This window comes from Pseudoduganella lutea, assembly GCF_004209755.1.
In the GTDB taxonomy this organism is placed as follows: Bacteria; Pseudomonadota; Gammaproteobacteria; order Burkholderiales; family Burkholderiaceae_D; genus Rugamonas; species Rugamonas lutea.
On record NZ_CP035913.1, the window covers coordinates 5053728 to 5071770 of the forward strand.

An 18043-nucleotide genomic window follows, 5' to 3' on the forward strand; every position below is an offset into this window, starting at 1 on the left:
TACTCCAGCGTTCATCATCGGGCCACGACAATTCACGGAGCTCCCATGCTTGCCACCACGTATTCGCGCATCGTCCGCGCCAGCGGGCTGTACGACCTGATCGTGACCGCGCCATTCGCCACCCCATGGACGTTCGCGCTGCTGCACGCGCAGTTATCCGCCACCAACGTGGCGCTGGGCGGCACGCCGTTGCCCGCCTTCGCGCCCATGCACGTGCTGTTCGCCTGCCTGATGGGCACGGTCGTGCTGTTGTGGTCCGTGCTGCGCATCACCGACCCGCAGCCCCGTTTCGGCCGCTACGACGGCATTGGGCGGTTCGCGTTCAGCCTGTGGATGGCGTGGACGCTGGCACTCACCGGCATGCCGCTGCTCTGGCTGTTCATCGTGCCCGAACTGGCATGGGGCATCGTGCAATGGCTGCCGCTGCGGCGCCCGCCGGTCCCGCGAAACGGCGCGCGCGGCTGAGCTGCCCGGTGCTATGCTGTGCGCTCCTCGTTCAACGGAGGTGTCCATGCAAGCGCAACCCCTGATCGCCGTGTCCGACGTCGACGCCGCGAGCCGCTGGTACCAGGCCGTATTGGGCTGCAAGAGCGCCCACGGCGGCAGCGAATATGAACAATTGACGTTCGACGGCCGCATGATCCTGCAACTGCACCGCTGGGATGCGCACCATCATGCGCACATCGGCGATCCCGCCTGCCGGCCCTACGGCAATGGCGTGCTGCTGTGGTTCTGGACCGACGACTTCGACGATGCCGTCGACCGCGCCGCCGTGGCGGGCGTCACGGTGCTCGAAGGCCCGAAGGAAAACCGCAACGCCCAGCACAGGGAAATATGGCTGCGCGATCCCGATGGCTACGTGGTCGTGCTTGCCGGACCTTACGGCGACGTGGGCATGTAAGGGGGCGCGAATCCGGCTGCGGCGGCTGAGCTGGCCGCGTGCTTTATACTGCGCGCTCATTCACCTGCCAGTACCCTCATGTCCTTTGCTTCCCTGGGCCTCGCGCCCGCCCTGCTCGATGCCGTGGCCGCCATCGGTTATGCCACTCCCACCGCCATCCAGGCGGCCGCCGTTCCCGCCGCGCTGCAGGGGAGGGATGTCCTGGGCGCCGCGCAGACAGGTTCCGGCAAGACGGCGGCGTTCGCGCTGCCGATGCTGCACGCGCTGCTGGCGCGCCAGGGCACGCGTCGCGGCCTGCATGGCCTGGTGCTGGTGCCCACGCGCGAACTGGCGGCCCAGGTGGGCGACGCGATCCGCGCGCTGGTGCAGCACCTGCCCTCCACGATCAAGGTGTCGATCGCCTTCGGCGGCGTGTCGATCAACCCGCAGATGATGGCGCTGCGCGGCGGTACCGACATCATCGTCGCCACGCCAGGCCGCCTGCTCGACCTGGCGCGCCACAATGCCATCAAGCTCGACGGCGTCGCCACGCTGGTGCTCGACGAAGCGGACAAGCTGCTCGACATGGGCTTTGCCGACGAGATCGCGGAAATCCTCGCGCTGCTGCCGGCCCGCCGCCAGAACCTGTTCTTTTCCGCCACGTTCCCGACCGCCGTGCAGTCGCTTGCCGCCTCGCTGCTGCAGGAGCCCGTGCGCGCGCAGGTGGACAACGACGCCGCGCACGAGCCGGACATCGCCCAGCGCGCGATCGAAGTGGATGCGCCGCGCCGCCTGCAACTGCTCAAGCACCTGATCAGGGAGCATGGCTGGAAGCAGGTGCTCGTGTTCACCGCCACCAAGTACGCGTCCGAGCACGTAGCCGACAAGCTGCGCCGCAACGACGTGGCCGCCGAAGCGTTCCACGGCGATTTCAGCCAGGGCGCACGCACCGGCGTGCTGGCCGACTTCCGCGCCGGCCGCCTGCACGTGCTGGTCGCAACCGACGTGGCCGCGCGGGGTATCGACATCGCGCAGTTGCCGGTCGTCGTCAATTTCGACCTGCCGCGCGCCGCTGCCGACTACACGCACCGCATCGGCCGCACCGGCCGCGCCGGCGCCAGCGGCAGCGCCATCAGCTTCGTCACGCCGGATGCGGAAGCGCACTTCCGGCTGATCGAGAAGCGCCAGGGCCTGCGCGTGCCGCGCGAGCGCATCGCCGGCTTCGAGCCGGTCGAGGCAGACACCGAATCCCTGACCGGCGCGCCGGCCGCCGATCCGAATGGCGGCATCAAGGGCAAGCGCAAGAGCAAGAAGGACAAGCTGCGCGAAGCGGCGGCCAAGCAGCCGGCGTAGCCTGCACAACAACGAAGCGTGTCATCCGCGCTGGTGCTCCCGCGCGCCACGCTGGTGCAAAAATATTCTCTTCCTCCCCGCGGCCGGCGCCCTGCCGGTCATAAAACGCTGGCACGGCGTTTGCATTAACTCTCGTATGAGTAGAAGCGGCTAGTGTTCCGCGGCGACGGCCAACGTCGCCACTAGAACATGGGGCATTGCTCTTGTGGATGCGTCCCCGGGACGTGCATCTGGTTGTCTACAGACCTCAAGAGAGAACGCCATGCCGCACCTTTTCGCTTCCCGCATTTTTCGCTTCCTGCATTGCCGCTGCCCGGCGGCCCTCCCGGTTTCATTTCCCCGCGATGCAAGCCCCTCCATGCCGTTCGCACGGCGTGTGGCTGGCCGCATCCCGCATCGCGTCGTTCCCGCTTTCCAACCCCAGAGAGTGCCCATGAAATCCATCCCCGCCATGAACCCCGCGCGCCGCGCCGCGCTGGCCTTCTGTTTCGTCACCGCTTTCGGCGTGGCCGCCGGCAATGCGGCCGCCGCCGACAAGGTCACCTTCCTTACCTCCTGGTATGCCCAGGCCGAACACGGCGGCTTCTACCAGGCTGTGGCCGAAGGCATCTACCGCAAGCATGGCCTCGACGTCACCATCAGGATGGGCGGCCCACAGGTCAACGGCATGCAGCTGCTGGCCACCGGCCAGGCCGACTTCTTCATGGGCTACGACCTGCAGGTGCTGAAAAGCGTGGAGCAGGGCATTCCCGCCACCACCGTGGCGGCCAGCTTCCAGACCGACGCGCAGGGCATGATGACGCATACCGATGTGAAGGGCCTGGCCGGCCTGAAGGACGGCAAGACCGTGCTGGTGTCGACCTCGGGGCGCACCACATGGTGGCCGTGGCTGAAGGCGAAGTATGGCCTGACCGAGGCGCAGGGCCGGCCCTACACGTTCAACCTGCAGCCGTTCCTGGCCGACCCCGATTTCGCCCAGCAGGCCTACCCGTCGTCCGAACTGTTCCAGGCCGCGAAGGCCGGCGCGAAAACCAATTTCTACCTGTTCGCCAACGACGGCTACCCGCCCTACGGCACAACCGTGGTCGCCATGCAGAAGCTGGTCAAGGACAAGCCGGACCTGGTGGCCCGCTTCGTGCGCGCGTCGATGGAAGGCTGGAAAAGCTACCTGGCCAACCCGGCGCCGGCCAATGCGCTGATCAAGAAGGAAAACCCGAACATGAAGGACGACCAGCTGGCCTACGCCGTCGGCAAGCTGAAGGAATACAGCTTCGTCACGGGCGGCGACGCGGCGCAGCAGGGCATCGGCACGATGACGGATGCGCGCTGGCGGCGCACCTATGACTTCATGGTGTCGGCTGGCCTGCTGAAGAAGGAAACCGACTGGAAGCAGGCCTACACCACGCAGTTCGTCAAGGGCCTGAACGTCATGCCCTGAGCACCACCGCATTGCAGCACCCCGGGCGAAGGCGACCATTCTGGCACGCCGGCCCACCTGTAACAGGAGTCAACCATGCTCGTCACCCAACAGAAAGTCCTCCGCAAATTCTGGTATGCGCTGATGCCGATGTCCGCGCTGGACAAGGGCCCGCAACCATTCACGCTGCTGGGCGAAAACATCGTCGTGTGGAAGGGCGCCGACGGCAAGCCGGCCGCGCTGCGCGACCGTTGCTGCCACCGCACCGCGAAGCTGTCGAAAGGCTTCGTCGAGAACGGCAACATCGTGTGCGGTTACCACGGCTGGACGTACGATTGTTCGGGCACCTGCGTGCGCATTCCGCAAAACCCCGATGCTAGCATCCCGGCCGGTGCGCGCGTGCCGGCCTACCACTGCGATGAGCGCTATGGCTATGTGTGGGTGGCGCTGGAAGAGCCGCTGCAACCGATCCCGTACTTTCCCGAGGAAGAGGCGCCCGGCTACCGACGCATCCTGCAGTTCTACGAACAATGGAAGACGTCGCCGCTGCGCGTGATGGAAAACTCGTTCGACAATTCGCACTTCAGCTTCGTGCACAAGGCGAACTTCGGCATGATCGACAACCCGGTACCGGCAAAGTACGAGTTCCGTCCGAACGACTGGGGCTTCGAGGCGGAGACCCACGTGCCGGTCAGGAACCCGGAAGCGAGCTTCCGCATCACCGGAACCTCCGAGCCGGTCACCGAACGGCACCTGACGAACCGCTGGTACATGCCGTTCTCGCGACGCTTCGGCTGCGTGTACCCGGCATCGGGCATCCATCACATCATCTACAACTGCGCCACGCCGATCGACGACGGCACGCTGATGCTGGTGCAGTGGCTGTACCGCAACGACAGCGAGGAAGCCTGCTCGACGCAGGAGCTGATCGACTGGGACCGGCCGATCACGACGGAAGACCGCGACATCCTGGAAGCCACCGATCCCGATGCCTGCGTCGACACGCGGCGCCGCGTCGAATTCCACATGGAGTCCGACAAGCCGGGCCTGATGATGCGCCGCATGCTGATGGACCTGCTTACGCGGCATGGCGAATCCGAAGTGCACAACCCGCCGGAGGCATGATGAAACGCGACGACGAGCTGCTGCTGGCCGGGGCCGGGGCTGGGGCCGTGGCCGCGGCTTCCCCGGCGCCCGCGGTACTGTACGCCAACGGGGTGGAGAAAACCTATCCCAACGGCACCCGCGCACTGGACCGCGTGAAGCTGCGCATCGGGCGCGGCGAATTCGTGTCGCTGCTGGGGCCTTCCGGCTGCGGCAAGAGCACGCTGCTGAAGATGTTCGCCGGGCTGGAAACCCCGTCGGCCGGCCACGTGCGCTGGTGGGGCGAGGGTATGGCCACCGTCGACACGCCGGGGCGCACGCTGGCGATGGTATTCCAGGAGGCGACCCTGATGCCGTGGGCCCGGGTGCATGACAACGTGCGCCTGCCGCTGGACCTGAAAGGCGTACCGCGCGCGCAGGCGGCGCCGCGCGTGGACCAGGCGCTCGAGCTGGTCGGCCTGGCGAAGTTCGGCCACGTCTACCCGCGCGAGCTGTCCGGCGGCATGCAGATGCGTGCATCGATCGCCCGGGCGCTGGCCACCGAACCGAACCTGCTGCTGATGGACGAGCCGTTCGGCGCGCTGGACGAATTCACCCGCAACCGGCTCGATGCCGACCTGCGCGACCTGTGGGCCCGGCGTGACCTGACCGTGGTGTTCGTCACGCACAGCATCTACGAGGCGGTGTACCTGTCGTCGCGCGTGGTGGTGATGGCGGCGCGGCCCGGCCGCGTGATCGCCGACGTGGCCATCGAAGGGCCGCGCGTGCGCGACGACGATTTCCGCATCTCGCCGGCCTTCATGGCCTATTGCAAGCAGCTGTCCGACCTGCTGGTCGAGGCCAACGGCCAACACTGAGGAGAAGCGCCATGCTAAAACAACCCCTGATCGCCGACGCGCGCGTGCGCCGCGCACTGGCGCCGCTGGCACTCGGCCTGCTCTTGCTGGCGGTGTGGCAGGCCGTCTGCGTGACGCTGCAGGTGCCGGTCTACCTGGTGCCGTCGCCTGCCGCCATTGCCGCCACGCTGGCCGAGGACTGGCAACTGCTGCTCGATGCGCTGCTCGTGACCTTGCGCATTACCTTCTTTGCGTTCGCGCTGGCCACGGTGGTGGGCGTGGCCGTGGCGTTCCTGTTCGTGCAGAGCAAGCTGCTCGAAGCCTGCCTGTTCCCGTACGCGATCCTGCTGCAGGTCACGCCGGTGGTGGCGATCGCGCCGCTGATCATCATCTGGGTCAAGACGCCGGCCGCCGCGCTGACGATCTGCGCCACGATGATGGCCGTGTTCCCGATCATCTCGAACACCGTGCTGGGACTGCGCAGCGTGAATCCAGGCCTGCTGAACCTGTTCCGGCTGAACCGCGCCACGCGCTGGCAGGTGCTGGTGCGGCTGCGCGTGCCGAGCGCGTTGCCCAGCTTCTTCGGCGGCCTGCGCATCGCCAGCGGGCTGGCGCTGATCGGCGCCGTCGTCGCCGAGTTCGTGGCCGGCACGGGCGGCAGCAGCACCGGGCTGGCCTACCAGATCCTGCAGGCCGGTTTCGAACTGAACATCCCACGGCTGTTCGCTGCACTGTTCATGATCACCGTCACCGGCGTGCTGCTGTTCGCGCTGATGTCGACGCTGGCCCGCGTGTGCCTGGCCCACTGGCATGACAGCGAGGCCGAAGCATGATGGCCACGTTCACGGTGCGGGTGGCCCGCAAGTGGCGCGAGGCGGACCGCGTGCACGCCTTTGAACTGCGCGATCCGGATGGCGCGGCGCTGCCGGCTTTTTCCGCCGGTGCCCACGTGGACGTGCATCTGCCGGGTGGACTGGTGCGCCAGTACTCGCTGTGCAACGATCCGCACGAGACCGCGCGCTACGTCATCGCCGTGCTGCTGCAGGAGGGTGCCGGATCGCGGGCGATGCACGCGCTGGAAGAGGGCGCGCTCGTCACGATCGGTGGTCCGCGCAATCACTTCGGGCTCGATGCCGGCGCGCGGCGCTCGCTGCTGGTGGCCGGCGGCATCGGCATCACGCCGCTGCTGGCGATGGCGGAACGGCTGAACAGGCTCGATCGTCATTTTGCCCTGCATTACTGCGTGCGTTCGGCAGGCGCCGCTGCGTTTGCCCGCAGCCTGCGCGAGGCGCCTTATGCCCACTGCGTGCAGGTGCATGCGGACGACGGCCCCGTGTCGCAGCGGCTCGACCTGGCGGCGCTGCTGGCCGGTGCCTGTGCGAATACACACCTTTACGTCTGCGGCCCGGCCGGCTTCATCGCGATGGTGCGGGAGGCGGCGCTGGCGCATGGCATCGCGGCAGGGCGCATCCATAGCGAACATTTCGCCAATGCGGGCCCCATCGCCGACGTGTCGTCGTTCGACGTGCGCCTCGCCAACAGCGGCAGGACCATCGCCGTGCCGGCCGGGCAGAGCGTCGTCGACTGCCTGGCCGCGCATGGCGTGGCGATTCCGGTCTCGTGCCGGCAAGGCGTGTGCGGCAGTTGCCTCACCACCGTGCTGGAAGGCGAGCCGGATCACCAGGATTGCTATCTCACCGAGACCGAGCGGGCGCTGGGCGACCGTTTTTTACCTTGCTGCTCGCGTTCCCGGACGCCGCTGCTGGTGCTGGACCTTTGAAAGACAACGATGAATAATTTTTTGATCAAGAACGCCGCCGCGATCGTGACCGGCTTGCAGGGCGAGGCCGCGCGCCATGCCGGCCCGGACATCCGCGTGGTGAACGGGCGCATCGCCGCGCTGGGACGGCTGGAAGCGCTGCCGGGCGAGCGCGTGGCCGATGCCGCGGGCTGCGTCGTCTACCCGGCGTGGGTGAACACGCACCACCATCTGTTCCAGTCGCTGCTCAAGGGCGACGCGGCCGGCATCGACCTGCCGCTGACGCCGTGGCTGGCCGCGACGCCATACCGCTTCCGCGCCGCGTTCGACGAGCACCTGTTCCGGCTCGCCGCGCGCATCGGGCTGGTCGAACTGCTGCGCTCCGGCTGCACGACGGTGGCCGACCACAACTACCTGTACTGGCCCGGTATGCCGTTCGACGGTTCGGCGATCCTGTTCGAGGAAGCGGAGCGGCTGGGCATGCGCTTCGTGCTGTGCCGCGGCGGCGCCACGCAGACGCGCCAGCTGGAAGCCGACTTGCCCGCCTGCCTGCGGCCGGAAACGCTCGATGGCTACCTGGCCGACATGGAGCGCATCACGCAGCGCTGGCACGATCCGGCGCCGGACGCGATGCGCCGGGTCGTGATGGCGCCGACGACACCGCTGTACTCGATGGCACCGGCCGAGCTGCGCACCGTGGCGGCGGAAGCGCGGCGGCTGGGCATCCGGCTGCACAGCCACCTGTCCGAAACGGTCGAGTACCAGAACGCCGCGCACGGCAAGCATGGCACGACGCCAGTACGCTTCGCCGCCGAGCAGGACTGGCTGGGCAGCGACGTGTGGTTCGCCCACCTCGTCAAGCTGGACGACGAGGAAATCGCGCTGCTGGGCGCCACCGGCACCGGCGTCGCCCACTGCCCGCAGAGCAACGGGCGCCTGGGTAGCGGCATCGCGCCGATCCGCCAGCTGGAGGCGGCCGGCGCCGCGATCTCGATCGGCGTCGACGGTGCCGCCTCGAACGAAGCGGCGGACATGATTTCCGAAACCCACGCCGCCTGGCTGATGCAGCGCGCGCGGGGTGGACAGGATGCGCGGCCCGTCCACCGCGGCGGCACGTTCGAAGGCGGCGCCGACGCCGCCACCATCGACGACGTGGTGCGCTGGGGCACGCGCGGCGGCGCGCAAGTGCTCGGCCTCGATGGCCTGGGCACGCTGGAAGTGGGCATGGCGGCCGACATCGCCGTCTACAGTCTCGACGACCCGCGCTACTTCGGGCTGCACGACGTCGCCATCGCCCCCGTCGCCTCCGGCGGCCGCCCCGCGCTGCGCCTGCTCACCGTGGCCGGCAAGCCCGTCGTCGAACACGACACCATCCCCAACCTCGACCTGCGCGAACTGGCCGCCGACGCCCGCAGCGCAGTCGCCCGGTTGCTGCGGTGAAATATTACTCAAAACCGGGGTCTGACCCCGATTCTGAGTAATATTTCCCAAAACCGGGGTCAGACCCCGGTTTTGGGAAACAATCAGCGGGGCGGGGTGTCGACGAGCGCGATGCGGCGGCGGATCCGGGCGGCTTCGTCGGTGTCGCCGGCCTTGTCGGCGCGCAGGGCCTGCACGTTCAGCCAGGCGAGCAGGGGGCGGCGCCAGCCTTGGTCGGAAGACGTGGCGATCGCCTGGGCAATGAGCTCGGGCGTGGCGCGGTTGGCCTTGAACAGCGCGCCGGCGGCAACCAGTTGCGACAGCGGATCGGCGATGGCTTTCACGGCCGCGGCGGCCGCGGTATCGGAGCCCGCCGCCAGTACGGCGCGCTGGGTTTCGGGCAGCAGCGCGGCGTCCGACGGCTGGCCGGCGAGATACGCGGCGTAGGCGATATCGGCCGCCGAGGCATCGGCGCGCAGCGCGGCGAAACCGGCGCATTCGTCGAACACCAGCGCGGCGGTGCGCGCGGCGCAGCGGATCAGTTCCGCGCGGATCAGCAGGTCGACCTTGCCGGTGGCGGCGATGTCGCTGCGCGCATGGGCGAACTCGTTCTGCTCGACGAGGTCGCGGCCAGCCATCCAGGCGCCGGTGGCGCGCTCCAGCGCGCTCTGCGCATTCATCTTCCAGTCGGGAACGGGCGGCCCGCTGCTGCAGGCGGCGAGCAGCACGGACAGGGCAAGCACTGGGGCGAGTTTCATGGCAGCTTGATCTCCGCTTCACGCTTGAACGGCCACTTGCGGTTGATCTCGTTGACGAGCTGTTCGATCTTGCGCAGGTTGGCATCGACGTCGGCGCGCAGCGCGCCCAGGTCCTCGGTGGCCACGCGGGCATTGCTGCCGACTGCCTGCGCTTCCACCAGCACCGCGTCGAGCTTCTTCATGCTGGCGCGCGCATCGGCCAGCAGGCCGTTCAGCTGCACGATCGCTGCCTGCGCATCGGTGGCCACGCCCTTGTCGCCGAAGACCTTGCTGTCCGCGTTGCCCACCAGCCGGTCGGCCCGCACGATCAGCGAGTTGGCATTGGCCAGCAGTTCGCGGGCACTGCGGTCTTCGCCCGCGATGTAGCCCATCGCGCCGCCCGGCCCGTTCAGTTTCTCGGTCACGCCCTGCACGTTGGCCAGGCTCTGGCCCAGCGCCGAATCGGCGGCCGTCAGCGCCGTCACATTGGCGAGGATGTCGCGCGCGGCGGTCAGCAGCCGCGGGATCTCGGCCGCCACGTCGCCCACCAGCAGCGGCCGCTCGGCCTTGTCAGGCAACGGTGGATCGGTCGGGATGCCGGTGAACGCGCGCAGCTTCGCGCCACCGACGATGCCTTTTTCCAGCGTGAAGATGCTGCTCGACCGCAGCCAGTGCGCATCTTTCTCGGGTACGTCGACCAGCACGCGCGCCTTGCCTTCGCGCGACAGCTCGATGCTGCGCACGCGGCCGATCGGGAAGCCGGCGAACGTCACGTCCATGCCAACGGCGACGCCTTCGGAATCGTCGGCCGTGAGCACCAGGCGCTGCGTGGCTTCGAACGCGCCGCGCGCGTACAGCAGGTACAGCCCGGCGCCGGCGATCAGCGCCACCATCAGGATCAGCAGCAGCGCCGCCTTGACTTCGGCATTGCGCACCGGCGCGGGTTCGGAGGGCGCCGCGGGCGCGGGAGGAGAGGTGTCGGTCATGTCAATCAACAGGAATCAGTAGTAATTGCCCATCAGGGAAGCGGCTTCGATCAGCAGGACCACGGAAAACATCCGCACCATGTCGGCAAGCCCGTGCGTCGAACGCAAGCGCGCCGCGAACGGGTTGGCGGCCGCGTCGTAGTAGGACGAGGCGAGCGGGATGATGCCCACCGCCAGCGAGAAAAAGAAGATCTTCAGCATCAGGATCAGCGCCACGGCCGGGTTGAAGATCTGCCCGACCACGCGCGTGTAGCCGCGCAGCGCGTACGGCGTGAAGCCGTAGATGATCAGGTAGGCCAGCACCAGGGTCAGGATGCAGCTGACGGCGGCCAGCAGCCAGACGGCGAAGATGCCGGCCGACGCGCGCGGATAGAATTCGCGGCGCAGCGCCTCGGCGGGATCGGCTGCCGGGCCGGCCGATCCCGCCGGCGCGGCGGCCGCCGCCGCAAGGCGCCGCTGGGTGAATTCGACGCCCGCCGGCAGCGTGCTGCGCAGCGCCACGAACAGCGCGGCCGTCAGCGGGATCAGTTCCAGAACCAGGACGCGCACCACCATTTCCAGCGCATAGCCGGACAGGCCGTACGACGTGGCCGTGACGACGACGATGCGGATGATGACGAGGCTGATCAGCGCCGACAGCACGCAGAACCACAGCAGGTTCGGCGCCGTGCCGAGCACCAGGTGGCTGGCCAGAGCACGGTGGTTGTCGCGGTGATAGGTCGAGGGCGCGACGCCGCGTGCCAGGATCAGCGCGGCGAACTGCAGCAGGCGCCACCAGCTGGTGAGCCAGATCATCGTGGCGCGGTGCAGGCGCGCCAGCGACGGGAACAGTGATGCATGGGTGAACATATTGCGATCTTATCATCCAATAACGCCGGCTACGGTACAGGATGGCCGAACCGGGCAACGATTGCATCGGCCACGGCGCGCACCCGCGCGCTGCGATGCAGGTCGCCATGCATCACGAGATACATGTCGTACTGGTGCACCCGGTCGGAGAAGATGCGCACCAGCCGCGCATCCCGCTCCGCCATGTGCACCGGCAGTTCGGCGATACCGATGCCGGCGCGCGCCGCTTCCATCAGCATCAGCCCCGTGTTGGCTTCGAGCGCGATGCGGGCGCCGGCCACGGGCACGCCGGCCACGTGGGTGGCCTGGCGCGGCACCACCGATGCGTGATAGATGACGAGGTCGTGGCCGGCCAGGCCGTCCTCGATGCGCGGCGTGCCCCGTGCGCGCAGGTAGGCCTTGCTGGCATACAGGCCGGCCGTGCGCCGCGCCAGGTGGCGCGACACCAGGTCGGGGTCGGTGGGTTTCACCGTGCGCACGGCGAGGTCGGCCTCGCGCCGTGTCAGGTTCGACACGGCCGTGGTCACGTGCAGCACCACGCGAATGTCCGGATGTTCGGCGTGCAGCGCGCGGATCGCATCCATCACGAAGTGCTGCGCCATCGTGTCGGTGGTGGCCACCCGCACCGTGCCGGAGAGCCGGTTGTCGATGCCCTGCATTTCCCGCTCCAGCTGGTGGGCCGCCTGTTCCATCCGCTCGGCCGGGCGCGCCGCCATGTCGCCGGCCGGCGTGGGAACGTAGCCCGATGGCGTGCGCAGGAACAGCTTGGCGTTCAGTGCCGCCTCCATCGCGGCGAGGCGCCGCCCGGCCGTGGCCTGGTCGATGCCCAGTTGCGCCGCGGCGCCACGCAGCGTGCCGGCGCGGTAGATGCCCAGGAATATGCGGGCGTCGTCCCAGTCCATGTCTTCTCCGGTAATGCATTTTTGCATCAAGTCGCCGATGGTATGCGTGTTTACTGCATCGGGCAAGCGGCTTAACCTTTCGCCATCCAATGAGGAGCAAGATCGAGGAGTCACCATGCTGCTGTTCACCCTCGCCATCGGTTTCGTGATGGCGATGATCGACGTGACGGCCGTGAACACGGCCCTGTCCGCCATTTCCGCCGACCTCGGCGTACCGCTGGAAGGCCTGGTCTGGGTCGTGGACGGCTACACGCTGACGTTTGCCGCGTTGCTGCTGGCAGGCGGCGCGCTGGCCGACCGCCACGGGCCCCGGCGCATCTACCAGGCAGGCCTGGGCACCTTCGTGATCGGTTCCGTACTGTGCGCGCTGGCACCATCCGGCGCGGCCCTGATCGCGGCGCGCCTGCTGCAGGGTAGCGGCGCGGCACTGTTCATGCCCAGTTCCCTCGCGCTGCTGACGCATGCCGAGGAAGACGAGAAACGCCGTGCCAGGATGTTCGGCACGTGGGCGGCGATCGTCAGCGCCGCCGCCACCGTCGGGCCGCTGGCCGGCGGCCTGCTGGTGGAAGCGTTCGGTTGGCGCAGCATTTTCTGGCTGAACCTGCCGCTTGGGCTGCTCGGCATCGCGCTGGCGCAGGTGAAGGCGCCCGCGCCGCCACCCCGGAAGCGCGAGCTGCGCCTGGCCAGCCATGGGCTGGGTGCCGGCGCGCTGGCGGCGCTGGCGTTCGTGCTGATCGAAGGCCCGGTGCTGGGCTGGCTTTCCGTGCCGGTCATCAGCGCATCCATTGCCTCGGTCGCGATGGCATTGCTGCTGGCCTGGGATGAACGCGCCACGGCGCAACCCATCCTGCCGCGCGCGCTGTACGGCATCGCGCCGTTTCGCGCCGCGGTCATGACGGGCATGCTGATCAACTTCGGCACGTTCGCCCACATGTTCGTGGTCAGCCTGTGGATGCAGGATGTGCACGGCAGCGGCGCACTCGGCACCGGGCTGGCGATCCTGCCGATGACGGCGGGGGCGGGTATCGGCAACGTGTTGTCGGGTCGCGCGGTGGCCAGGCACGGCACGCGGATGCCACTGCTGTTGGGGATGGGCAGCGGCGCCGTGGCCGCGCTGCTGCTGGCGCAGGCATCGGCCGGCACGCCGCCCTGGTTATTGATCGTTGGCGGAACGCTGATGTTCGCGGCGGTGGGTTATGCGATCCCGGCCATGACGGCCACCGTGATGGGCACCGGTGGCAAGGGCAATGCCAGTGCCGCCGGCGCCGCGCTGAATGCCAGCCGCCAGGTCGGCGCACTGCTCGGCGTGGCCGTGGCCGGCTCCATCCTGCACGCGGTGCCGGCCTGGGGAGCGCGGCTGGCCATCGTCTACGGCACCATCGCGGCGGCCTATGCGCTGGCATGGTTCGCCATCCATCGCCACGTGCAGCCGGCCGCCACGGGCGTGGCCGCCGCTGTCATGGCGGATTGACGGATCAGCCGTGCAGGGTGCACCAGGCGATCATCCCGGCGATCGTCAGGATCGGCATGCCGTGCTGCGCGGCGCACGTTCGATGTCGTCGCCGGTCGGTCGGCGCGGCGTGCGGCGGGGGCGGCGTTTGTAGCAGAGCCTTCCGTTTCTGGTGTATCGTGGCGCTTCGCCCACCTGATCGCCCCATTCCATGAAGTTGAGTCCATTCAAGCTTGCCACCGCCGCCACGCTGCTCGGCGCCTCCCTGCTGGCCCACGCCGCGCCGCTGCCGGCGCCCGGCGATACCTTGCCGGTGGCACCGTATGTGAAGGTGGGCAGGCTGGCCAACGGCCTCACCTATTACATCCAGAAGAATGCGCGGCCCGAGAAGCGCCTGGAATTGCGCCTCGTCGTCAAGGCCGGCTCGATCCTCGAGGATGAAGACCAGCTGGGCCTGGCGCACTTCACCGAGCACATGGCATTCAACGGCTCCACCCATTTCAAGCGCCATGAACTGGTGTCGTACCTGCAGTCGATCGGCGTCAAGTTCGGACGCGACCTGAATGCCTACACGAGCTTCGACCAGACCGTGTACATGCTGCCGATTCCCACCGATTCCAGGGAAGCCGTGGAGAAGGGCTTCCTCGTGCTGGAAGACTGGGCGCACGGCATCACGTTCAACGAGGCCGACATCGAAAGCGAGCGTGGCATCGTGCTCGAGGAACTGCGGCTCGGCAAGGGCGCCAACGACCGCATGAACCAGGTGCTGTATCCCAAGCTGTTCAACGGTTCGCGCTATGCGGAGCGCCTGCCGATCGGCAAGGCCGACGTGCTGCGCACCTTCAAGCCCGACGCCATCAAGCGCTTCTACCGCGACTGGTACCGGCCCGACCTGATGGCCGTGATGGCGGTGGGCGACATCGATCCTGCCGAGGCGGAAAAACTGATCAAGGCGCATTTCGGCAAGCTGAAGAACCCGGAAAATCCCCGTCCGCGCGACTATGCGGTGATCCCCGAGCGCAAGACCGATGAAGGGCTCGTGGTCACCGACCGCGAAGCGCCGGCCGACGTGCTGTATATCCGCTACCCGATCGTGCCGCACCCGGAAGACCCCACCTATGGCGGCTACCGGCGCGACCTCGTGGATAAACTGGTCGGCGCGATGCTGAGCCAGCGCATCATGGAACTGACGCAGCAGGCCGACCCGCCGTTCATCCAGGGCGGCAGCGGCACGGGCAAGGTGGTGCGCGGCTATCGTTCGTTTTCCGTGACGGCGATGCTCGGCAAGGGCGGCCACGTGCCGGCGATCAACGCGCTTGTGCAGGAAGACGAGCGCGCGCGGCAGTTCGGCTTCACCGCGTCCGAACTGGACCGCGCAAAGAAAACCATGCTGCGCGGTTACGAGCGCATGTACGCCGAGCGCGACAAGTCCGACTCGGCCGCGTTCGTGAACGAATACATCCGCAATTTCCTCGAGGGCGAACCGATTCCGGGCATCCAGAACGAGTATGCGTATGCGCAGGTGCTCGTGCCGGGCATCACGCTCGACGAAATCAACGCGGCGGTGCGCGACGCCATCCCTTCCGACGACAAGAAGCTCGTCATCCTGATGAGCGGCCTGAAGGACCGGCTGCCGCCGACCGGCAACGAGCTGCTGGCCGCCGTCGACAATGCGCACAAGCTCACCGTGACGGCCCGCGAGGACAAGGCCTATGGCAGCAGCCTGCTGGAGAAACCGCCGGCACCCGGCCGGATCGTGGCCGAGAAGGAAAACAAGGCGCTCGGCACCACGGAGCTGACGCTGTCGAACGGCGTGAAGGTGGTGCTCAAGCCCACCGATTTCCGCAACGACCAGGTGCTGATGAGCGGCGTGCGCTTCGGCGGCCAGTCGCTGTTCGGCAACGACGATATCTTCAATGCCCGCTATGCCAGCGTGGTGATGGCGCAGATGGGCGCGATGAACCACTCGCCGGCCGACCTGCAGAAGATCCTGGCGGGCAAGAGCGTGAGCGCGGCCGTGACGATGTCCGACCTGACCGAGAACGTGGCCGGCAATGCCGGCAGCGCCGACATCGAGACGCTGCTGCAACTGACGCATGTGAAGCTCACGCAGCCGCGCCGCGACGAGGCACTGTTCCAATCCTTCCTCGCGCGCCAGCGCGACGCCGCGCTCAACGCGATGGCCCGGCCCGAGGCGGAGTTCGCCGACACGGTGCGTGCCGCGCTGTACGGCGACCATCCGCGTGTGCCGCGCACGCCGCGGCCGGAAGATTTCGACAAGGTGCAGCTCGACCGCGTGCAGCAGATCTACCGCGAGCGCTTCTCCAGCATGAAGGGCATGACGTTCTACTTCATCGGCAGCTTCGATGCCGCGAAGCTGAAACCGCTGCTGGCCACTTACCTGGGATCGCTGCCGGCACCCGATATCGCGGTCGCCTGGCGCGATACCGGCGTGCGGCCGGTACGCGGCGTGGTGAAAAGGGAAGTCCGGCGCGGCAAGGAAGCCAAGAGCAATATATCGATCTCGTTTACCGGCGAGGCCGACTTCTCGCAGGCAGCGCAGATGCGCATGCAGGCCATGGTGGAAGTGCTGAACCTGAAACTGACCGACGTGCTGCGCGAACAGCTGGGCCTGATCTATGGCGGCGGTGCCAGCGGCGGTATCGCGAAACTGCCGTATGCGAATTACTCGTTGTCGCTGGCACTGCCCTGCGGGCCCGAGAACGTGGACAAGGTCATTGCCGCCGCGTTCGCGGAAATCCGCAAGCTGCAGGAAAACGGCCCGGACGCGGCCGACCTGGCGAAGGTGCGGCAGAACTGGCTGACCAGCCACCGGCGCGCATTGCGCGAAAACGGATACTGGATGGCCCAGTTGCAGACGGCGCACCTGAACGGCTTCCCGCCGGAATCCCTCCTCGGCTTCGAGGAGCGGGCCATGGCGGTCACGCCGGCGGATGTACAGGCGGCTGCGCAACGCTACTTCGACTTCAACAATTACGTGCAGGTCGTGCTGTATCCGGAAGCGAAATAATCCCCGCCGCCGCGGCAATCCTGCCGCGGCACTCCCATCGATGCATTCCGCCGATTGCCGTACCCCATCGATTGCCGCATCCCATCGATTGCCACGTCCCATCGATTGTTATCCATTGATTGCTCATGCATTTTATTGCTGCACTGCCGCGATAATGTGTGAGTTTTCGGCGCTGTTTTTGCTGCTATGCTTTCCTGGGCCGGGAGTTTAATCGTGCTTCCGTTGATAGCGTTTCATAAGTTGCTGATTCGAATGCGTTTTCAACTATCGAAATAAGATATCCGGTGAATACGCCTGTCCCGAACAAACTGCGTTGAAATAATATGCGAATGTTCCGACTTTATTTGCATCGGTTTCATGAACAGCTGCCCGGACCTGATCCAGGCACCGGAGCGAACATGACCGGCATTCCTTATGTGACCCTGGCCCTGGCAATGATCGCCGGCGTGCTGGCCGTGCTGCTCTCCGTGATGAGCTCGCCCAAGTACCTGGCCGTGTTCGTGCTCACGATCATGTCGGGGCTGCTGGCGGCCGCCAGTGCCGTGCACTTTTGCCGCACGAAGTCGCCCCTGATGTTCGTGTCCCTGCTGCCGGGCGTGTTCGGTGTGTATGCGATCGCCGACGTGTTCACGCGCCTGGTGGGCGGCGTGCGGCTGCTGGACCTGTTCGGTCTCCTGGACTGACGGAGAGAACGCGGCGCGGACCGCCGCGTTCTCTGTGCTAGCCTTGTGCCATCGCGCCAAGCGCCATGCCTTGAGTCCGCCATGTGGAAAAGGTTCCTGCTCGCAGTCGTCATCCTTGCCGCCGTTCTCACCGGCCTTGCACTCATGCAGCCCGACACCTTCCGGATCGAGCGCAGTGTGTTGATCAAGGCGCCGCCGGAACGGGTGTTCGCGTACCTGGACGATTTTCGCCAGTGGCCCGCCTGGTCGCCATGGGAGCGGCTGGATCCGGCCATGCAGCGCGACTACAGCGGTGCCCCGCGCGGGCAGGGCGCGATCTACACATGGAATGGCAACGACGACGTGGGGCAGGGCCGGATGGAGATCGTCGATCGCACGCCGCCGCGCATGCTCGCCATCCGGCTCGACTTCACCAAGCCGTTCGAATCGCACAACCAGGTGCGCTTCGTGCTGACGCCACGGCCGGACGGCACGGCGGTCAGTTGGGCGATGAGCGGCGAAAGCCCGTTCGCAATGAAACTGGTCGAAGTGTTCACCAGCCTGGAAGACATGGCCGGACCCGATTTCGAACGCGGTCTGGCACAGCTGAAGGAAGTGGCGGAAAAACCGCGCTGACCCGGACGGGCGCTGCCATGGC

General features: G+C 67.3%; 17 protein-coding genes. 13 read left to right on the plus strand and 4 right to left on the minus strand.

All coding sequences use genetic code 11. The features are described from left to right. The first annotated feature begins 45 nt into the window (after nucleotides 1–45). The 9 genes from EWM63_RS21570 to EWM63_RS21610 all read left to right on the plus strand — a co-directional run bounded on the left by EWM63_RS21570 (nucleotide 46) and on the right by EWM63_RS21610 (nucleotide 8789). On the plus strand, nucleotides 46–465 hold the full coding sequence (locus tag EWM63_RS21570; protein ID WP_130188376.1) for a hypothetical protein: 420 nt from the start codon (nucleotides 46–48) through the stop codon (nucleotides 463–465). Between the two features lie 46 nt (nucleotides 466–511). Continuing rightward, nucleotides 512–901, plus strand: coding sequence for a VOC family protein (locus EWM63_RS21575; protein ID WP_130188377.1), 390 nt, complete (start codon nucleotides 512–514; stop codon nucleotides 899–901). 78 nt (nucleotides 902–979) lie between these two features. Continuing rightward, the gene (locus tag EWM63_RS21580) at nucleotides 980–2233 is read left to right on the plus strand and encodes a DEAD/DEAH box helicase (protein ID WP_130188378.1); all 1254 of its coding nucleotides are present in this window, start codon (nucleotides 980–982) and stop codon (nucleotides 2231–2233) included. A 433-nt stretch (nucleotides 2234–2666) separates the two neighbouring features. Next, entirely contained in the window at nucleotides 2667–3671 is a 1005-nt protein-coding gene (locus EWM63_RS21585) for an ABC transporter substrate-binding protein (protein ID WP_207221129.1), read from the plus strand. A 75-nt stretch (nucleotides 3672–3746) separates the two neighbouring features. After that, nucleotides 3747–4775 (plus strand): aromatic ring-hydroxylating dioxygenase subunit alpha, encoded by a 1029-nt coding sequence (locus EWM63_RS21590; RefSeq protein ID WP_130188379.1) that lies wholly within the window; start codon nucleotides 3747–3749, stop codon nucleotides 4773–4775. Beyond that, nucleotides 4772–5611 carry an ABC transporter ATP-binding protein gene (locus EWM63_RS21595; protein WP_130188380.1) on the plus strand — a complete coding sequence of 280 codons (840 nt, stop codon included), beginning with the start codon at nucleotides 4772–4774 and terminating at the stop codon, nucleotides 5609–5611. Before EWM63_RS21590 ends, EWM63_RS21595 begins: the two co-directional genes overlap by 4 nt. A gap of 11 nt (nucleotides 5612–5622) precedes the next feature. Further along, nucleotides 5623–6423 (plus strand): ABC transporter permease, encoded by an 801-nt coding sequence (locus EWM63_RS21600; RefSeq protein WP_130188381.1) that lies wholly within the window; start codon nucleotides 5623–5625, stop codon nucleotides 6421–6423. After that, nucleotides 6420–7370, plus strand: a complete 951-nt coding sequence (locus EWM63_RS21605; RefSeq protein WP_130188382.1) for a PDR/VanB family oxidoreductase — start codon at nucleotides 6420–6422, stop codon at nucleotides 7368–7370. Before EWM63_RS21600 ends, EWM63_RS21605 begins: the two co-directional genes overlap by 4 nt. Before the next feature lie 9 nt (nucleotides 7371–7379). Then, the gene (locus EWM63_RS21610; RefSeq protein ID WP_130188383.1) at nucleotides 7380–8789 is read left to right on the plus strand and encodes an amidohydrolase family protein; all 1410 of its coding nucleotides are present in this window, start codon (nucleotides 7380–7382) and stop codon (nucleotides 8787–8789) included. A gap of 83 nt (nucleotides 8790–8872) precedes the next feature. Here EWM63_RS21610 and EWM63_RS21615 read toward each other — a convergent pair whose 3' ends face one another. From EWM63_RS21615 to EWM63_RS21630, 4 genes are read right to left on the minus strand one after another with little or no spacing between them, the layout of a single operon-like run. Further along, a complete protein-coding gene (locus EWM63_RS21615) occupies nucleotides 8873–9526 on the minus strand; it encodes a hypothetical protein (RefSeq protein WP_130188384.1) in 654 nt (217 codons plus the stop codon). After that, the gene (locus EWM63_RS21620) at nucleotides 9523–10491 is read right to left on the minus strand and encodes an MlaD family protein (RefSeq protein WP_130188385.1); all 969 of its coding nucleotides are present in this window, start codon (nucleotides 10489–10491) and stop codon (nucleotides 9523–9525) included. The genes EWM63_RS21615 and EWM63_RS21620 overlap by 4 nt, the downstream gene beginning before the upstream one ends. Nucleotides 10492–10506: 15 nt before the next feature. Continuing rightward, the gene (locus EWM63_RS21625; protein ID WP_130188386.1) at nucleotides 10507–11340 is read right to left on the minus strand and encodes an MlaE family ABC transporter permease; all 834 of its coding nucleotides are present in this window, start codon (nucleotides 11338–11340) and stop codon (nucleotides 10507–10509) included. A gap of 29 nt (nucleotides 11341–11369) precedes the next feature. Next, a complete protein-coding gene (locus tag EWM63_RS21630; RefSeq protein WP_130188387.1) occupies nucleotides 11370–12242 on the minus strand; it encodes a LysR family transcriptional regulator in 873 nt (290 codons plus the stop codon). A 115-nt stretch (nucleotides 12243–12357) separates the two neighbouring features. Here EWM63_RS21630 and EWM63_RS21635 point away from each other — a divergent pair, with 115 nt between their 5' ends. The 4 genes from EWM63_RS21635 to EWM63_RS21650 all read left to right on the plus strand — a co-directional run bounded on the left by EWM63_RS21635 (nucleotide 12358) and on the right by EWM63_RS21650 (nucleotide 18021). Beyond that, the gene (locus tag EWM63_RS21635) at nucleotides 12358–13713 is read left to right on the plus strand and encodes an MFS transporter (protein ID WP_130188388.1); all 1356 of its coding nucleotides are present in this window, start codon (nucleotides 12358–12360) and stop codon (nucleotides 13711–13713) included. A gap of 190 nt (nucleotides 13714–13903) precedes the next feature. Beyond that, entirely contained in the window at nucleotides 13904–16723 is a 2820-nt protein-coding gene (locus EWM63_RS21640; RefSeq protein WP_130188389.1) for a M16 family metallopeptidase, read from the plus strand. Between the two features lie 398 nt (nucleotides 16724–17121). Beyond that, a complete protein-coding gene (locus tag EWM63_RS21645) occupies nucleotides 17122–17406 on the plus strand; it encodes a hypothetical protein (RefSeq protein WP_130188390.1) in 285 nt (94 codons plus the stop codon). An 81-nt stretch (nucleotides 17407–17487) separates the two neighbouring features. After that, nucleotides 17488–18021, plus strand: coding sequence for an SRPBCC family protein (locus EWM63_RS21650; protein ID WP_130188391.1), 534 nt, complete (start codon nucleotides 17488–17490; stop codon nucleotides 18019–18021). Nucleotides 18022–18043 lie beyond the last annotated feature (22 nt).